A 4,952-nucleotide genomic window follows, 5' to 3' on the forward strand; every position below is an offset into this window, starting at 1 on the left:
GACATAGATACCTTTGCATTCTCCATGGCCTCGGAAAAATTAAAAGATAATGAAAACTTTATACTTGAATATATGAAGTTTGCAAGCACTTCTGACTTTTCGTGGCTGATATTTATTTCCAGCAGGTTGAAAAATGATAAAGCTTTTTCGCTAGAGATCATCAAATACTACTCAGATGCTTTAGAATTTTTAAGTGATGAGATAAAAGATGATGAAACGGTTGTTTTAGCTGCTGTATCGAAACATACATGGTCACTAAAATATGCCAGTAACAGATTGAAAAACAGCAGATCTTTTATATTCAAACTTATAAAAGAAAATGATAGATATCATCCCGGACCACTTAAATATGCAAGTCGTGAACTTCGAGGTGATAAAGAATTTATACTAGAGTATCTGCATAGTAATAAAGATAACGCATTTATGTTCGATGAAATAACTGATGCATTGAAAGATGATGAGGATTTTATCAGACAAGCGATTGAAATTTCAGGATATTCGTTAATGAATGCAAGTAAACGATTGAAAAGTAAAAAAGAGCTGATTTTTGAAGCCATAAAACAAACCAGAGATCTGCATGTGGATTATCGTAAATATCTATTTGATGACAAAGAAATAGTGATGTTTGCTCTTCAGCATGGTGTTAAACTTGCACAAGCCAGTGAACGGTTACGAGATGACGATGATGTGGTGAAAATAGCATTAGAAGCTAATGGTAAAAATTTTGTATATGTTAGCAGTAGATTACAAGCAGATGAGAGTCTAAAGCTTTTAGCACAAAGAAAAGCAAGGGCATACTGATTTTGTGGGTGTGAGTACCGTGAAACAATTTTATATACGAGTGCAGAAACTAGTGAAGAGGCTTATTTTACTGTAAAGAAGTGGTTTGAAAAACACTCTATTTAAGTGAAATTATATTAAAATCAACACAAAAAGATACATTATGAAAATCATCGTATTAGACACTGAAACCACTGGAGCAGGGGAAGCAGATTGTATCTGTCAACTCAGCTATCTTGTCTGCGATGAGAAGGGTGAGATTTTAGAGCTTCGCAACGATCTTTGTACTCCAGCGCTTCCGATTAGTTTTGAGGCGATGGCGGTTCATCACATCACTCCCGAGATGATCGAGGGGACACCGACGTGTATTGAGACGACCGCGTTCAAACGCCTCGTAGAACTAAACACGCCTGATAATCTGATGGTGATCCAAAACGCCGAATTTGATTTGGGGATGCTAGCCAAAGAGGGGATGGGTTTAGAGATGAAGCTCATCGTTACATTCCGTGTTCTTCGTGCTCTTCATCCTCTCGATACTCCACATGGGCTTCAGTTCAAACGATACCAGTGGGGATTGTATAAACAAGAGCAACCGTTGATAGACAAGCTTGAAATCGTCATCAACGCTCATGATGCGTTGGGAGATGTAATCGTTCTTAAACATCTTTATGAAAAGCTCACTGAATCACACACCGTAGAATCGATGATCGAGTTGTGTTCCAAACCAATCATCCTCGAATATATCCCTTTTGGCAAACACAAAGGGAAACGCTTTGAAGAGGTGGCAATCGAAGCCCGTAACGATCTCAAATACATGCTTGAAAACTTTGATCTCGATGGTGATTTACGTGCCACATTGCTTCACCATATGGAAGCGACTAAAGCGACAGCTGTGATTACGATAGGATTCGGGAAATATCGAGGTAAAACCCCTGCGGAAGTAGCGCAGTCTGATCCCGCCTATTTAACATGGCTTTTGAATAATGCCGAACGCCTTGATGCGGAAACCCGCGAAGCAATCACGAATGTCTTGAATGCCTGAGAAAGAAGAGACATGGGTTACAATCTAAGCGATAAATTAGTAGTTGCGGTTTCTTCACGAGCACTCTTTGACCTCGAAGCCGAAAACAAGATATTCGAAGAGATCGGACTGGATGGTTACTACGACTATCAGCTCCAAAACGAGAATACTCCTCTTTCAAAAGGGACTGGATACCGACTGGTTGAAAATCTTTTGAAAATAAACTCCTATTTTCCTGCTACTGAGAAACAAGTAGAAGTAATCATCCTCTCCAAAAACAATGCGGCTACGAGTTTACGTATCACCAATGCGATCAAAGAGTGCAGTCTCGACATCAGCCGATCAGGATGGACAAGCGGAAATGATCTGTCCAATTATCTCAAAGCCTTTAAAGTCGATCTTTTCTTATCCGCTAATGATGCCGATGTCATCAATGCGATAAAAAGTGGTGTCGCCGCCGCGAAAATCCTCCCCTCCCATGAGAACGTGCATAACTCACTGGGTGATCAGGTACGAATCGCGTTTGATGGTGACGCAGTACTGTTTTCCGAAGAATCGGAGCTAGTGTATAAAGAGCATGGTCTTGAAGCCTTTATCGAGCACGAAAAGAGCAATATGCACAACCCCATGGAGCAAGGTCCTTTTGCCAAGTTCCTCTTTACAATCTCTAAAATCCAAGACAAGTTCAAAGATAAAGAATCGCCGATTAGAACCGCATTGGTCACCGCTAGAGGGGCACCAACGCATGAGAGGGTGATCAAAACACTAAATACGTGGGGTGTGAGGATCGATGAAGCCTTTTTTCTCGGTGGAACCGATAAGTATGAGGTTTTGGAAGCGTTCGGTGCAGATATATTTTTCGACGATCAGGATGTCCATTTGAACCTCTCTTCATCGGTGGTCCCAAGTGCGAAGGTGATACATGAGAGTATTGAGGCGATGGTGATCAAAAAGGATAGGTAAAATATTAATGAACGAAAAAAGTAAAATAGAAGCTTTAATCTTTAACGATGAAATCAATGAAGCTATAAATAGAATCAATAACCATTTAAAATCTACTAATATATTCGAGATTGCCGGTATGGGTTCTCAAGAAATTAAACATTCAAGAATCCTTGGTTGGTTGATGAGTACTGGTCATGATATTAAGGACCATTTTTTCATTAATTTTTTAAAGCATGCAATTACATTTACACAAGAGCAGGATTATGGATTTGACGATGAAAAACTTCAAATTTTAAAAGAATATATTTATTTGTCACCTGCAAATAAGTCTATTGATGTTAGATTTGAATATAAAAATATTGATATTTTACTAATAGACGAAAAAAATAAATTTGTATTTGTAGTAGAAAATAAAGTATTTGCACAAGAAAGTTCAGAACAACTTGCCAAATACAAAAATATTGTTGCAGCGGATTTTCCGGACTATCACTGTGTAGGTATTTTTTTAACAATTGACGGAAGTTTACCTGATGAAGCATCGACAGATGGTAATGATAATCTTCAGTTTTATCTTGTAGCATGGTATGAAAAAATTTATATTATACTTCAGTCCATACTTGAAAATGAAAACTTTTCTTTTTCAATCGAATCGAGACTCATAGTGGAACATTATGTTGATTTACTTTTACGGAGAGATATTGTGACGAATAATGAAATTAAAATGATATGTGAAAAAATATGGATAAATCCAGACTATAAAGAAGCACTTGAAATTCTATTCGCCAACAGACCATCAAAGAATGATTTTATACGCAATTTTTTAAAAAATAAAAGCACGATTGTATGTGAGAAAACTACTGGCGATGTTTTAAATTTATTTTTTAAAGTCGATGAATCTGGTTTTATTTTCCGTATAGTTTATTCTAAAAACAAAGGGTTAAGTTTTTCTATTTGTACTGATGAAACATCAGATTTGAGCATGACAAAACCTATGCAACTGCCAAATAAAAGTATAAATCGAATCAAAACTCCATATTCGCAATATAAATTTAAGATAGTATCTGTTTGGTATGGTTATCAACATCTTGAAGAGGAAATAAATGATGAGTTGATGGAGGCAATAATTCATGCTTGTAGTGATTGGATTTCATCATTATCAAAATAATTTGAATACTTTTGCTAATACTTAAATAATACTTTTATATATGGTTATGAGGTGATATAGTGCATACAATAACACTAGAAACGGATGATAATTTTTTCATGATGCTCAATGACATGGTGGCAAAGTTCGGTACTTCACGAAGTGAACTCATTAGAAATGCCGTTATTAATTATAAAGAGACATTGGAAAAAGAACAGCTCAGATTACAGATACAAAGAGCCTCTTTGAAAGTTCGTAATGAATCGTTAAGTATCACAAATGAGTTTGATGTAACGTTAGGAATTGTCTGAGATCAAAATTCTTTCTTAAAATTATTCATACCAAAAATGGTATGAATTTTCTACATAATCACTCCTATAGTTTACTATCTTACTCTTATTAACTGGACAAACAATGACCACTTGTCCGGATAAGATTCCTTGTTTCAAAAATATTTGACTACAAGGGGTCTTTCATGTTGCGTAATACGATTATTTTGTCATTGGTGTGTGCGGTCGGCTTAAATGCCGGTATGTTTGGGGATATGGCATCTTCCGTTGGATTAGGGGGCGGAAGCAGTTCGTCAGTATCCGCTGATGAAGTCCAGAACGTTCTCAAAAACTTTCAGGATGCCGAAAAAGGTCTGCATAACAGCGTATTGGTCATTAACAGTGCTTTAGGCGATAAAAAGAAGCTGGAAGAATTTTCGGCAGCGGAAAAAAAGATCGCCTCTATGCCTCAAAATTCTGAAAAAGAATCCGCTGTGTTGAAACTCAATCAGGACGAATTGGCGTATACGGAATCATTAACAAAGTCCAAAGAGGTTCAGGAAAAAGCAAAGAAATTGACTGCGGTGCAAAAGCAAAAAGTTGGATTATCTATCAGCAATTTGTTGCTCGTCGCGCTTAAAGATAGCGAAGGACTTGTTCGTGCTCAAAATCTCGTCAAAGCAATCTCAGCGAATAAATCCGATGCGATCAAATACGCGGTAGATTTACCAAAAATCAACTCTATTGTTCAAACGGTTCCGAATCAGGTCAGTACACTCTCAAGCCTCACAAG

The 4,952-nt window shown here is 37.2% G+C and carries 6 protein-coding genes; all 6 read left to right on the plus strand.

What is annotated here, in order from left to right:
• Positions 1–801 (plus strand): DUF4116 domain-containing protein (locus WA010_RS12340; protein ID WP_422557417.1); only part of this gene is annotated, 801 nt, incomplete at its 5' end.
• A 142-nt stretch (positions 802–943) separates the two neighbouring features.
• The gene (locus WA010_RS12345) at positions 944–1,822 is read left to right on the plus strand and encodes an exonuclease domain-containing protein (RefSeq protein ID WP_422557418.1); all 879 of its coding nucleotides are present in this window, start codon (positions 944–946) and stop codon (positions 1,820–1,822) included.
• 12 nt (positions 1,823–1,834) lie between these two features.
• Positions 1,835–2,764 carry a 5'-nucleotidase gene (locus tag WA010_RS12350; RefSeq protein ID WP_422557419.1) on the plus strand — a complete coding sequence of 310 codons (930 nt, stop codon included), beginning with the start codon at positions 1,835–1,837 and terminating at the stop codon, positions 2,762–2,764.
• Between the two features lie 7 nt (positions 2,765–2,771).
• A complete protein-coding gene (locus WA010_RS12355) occupies positions 2,772–3,911 on the plus strand; it encodes a PD-(D/E)XK nuclease family protein (RefSeq protein WP_422557420.1) in 1,140 nt (379 codons plus the stop codon).
• 59 nt (positions 3,912–3,970) lie between these two features.
• Positions 3,971–4,201, plus strand: coding sequence for a DNA-binding protein (locus WA010_RS12360; RefSeq protein WP_422557421.1), 231 nt, complete (start codon positions 3,971–3,973; stop codon positions 4,199–4,201).
• A 164-nt stretch (positions 4,202–4,365) separates the two neighbouring features.
• Positions 4,366–4,952 (plus strand): hypothetical protein (locus tag WA010_RS12365; protein WP_422557422.1); only part of this gene is annotated, 587 nt, incomplete at its 3' end.

Origin of the sequence: Sulfuricurvum sp. (assembly GCF_049305995.1) — a bacterium.
Lineage (GTDB): Bacteria > Campylobacterota > Campylobacteria > Campylobacterales > Sulfurimonadaceae > Sulfuricurvum.

Excerpts from the sequence above, each read along its gene's own strand:
- WA010_RS12355 (WP_422557420.1), top strand. The coding sequence starts at position 2,772 with ATGAACGAAAAAAGTAAAATAGAAGCTTTAATCTTTAACGATGAAATC.
- WA010_RS12350 (WP_422557419.1), top strand. The coding sequence starts at position 1,835 with ATGGGTTACAATCTAAGCGATAAATTAGTAGTTGCGGTTTCTTCACGA.
- WA010_RS12345 (WP_422557418.1), top strand. The coding sequence starts at position 944 with ATGAAAATCATCGTATTAGACACTGAAACCACTGGAGCAGGGGAAGCA.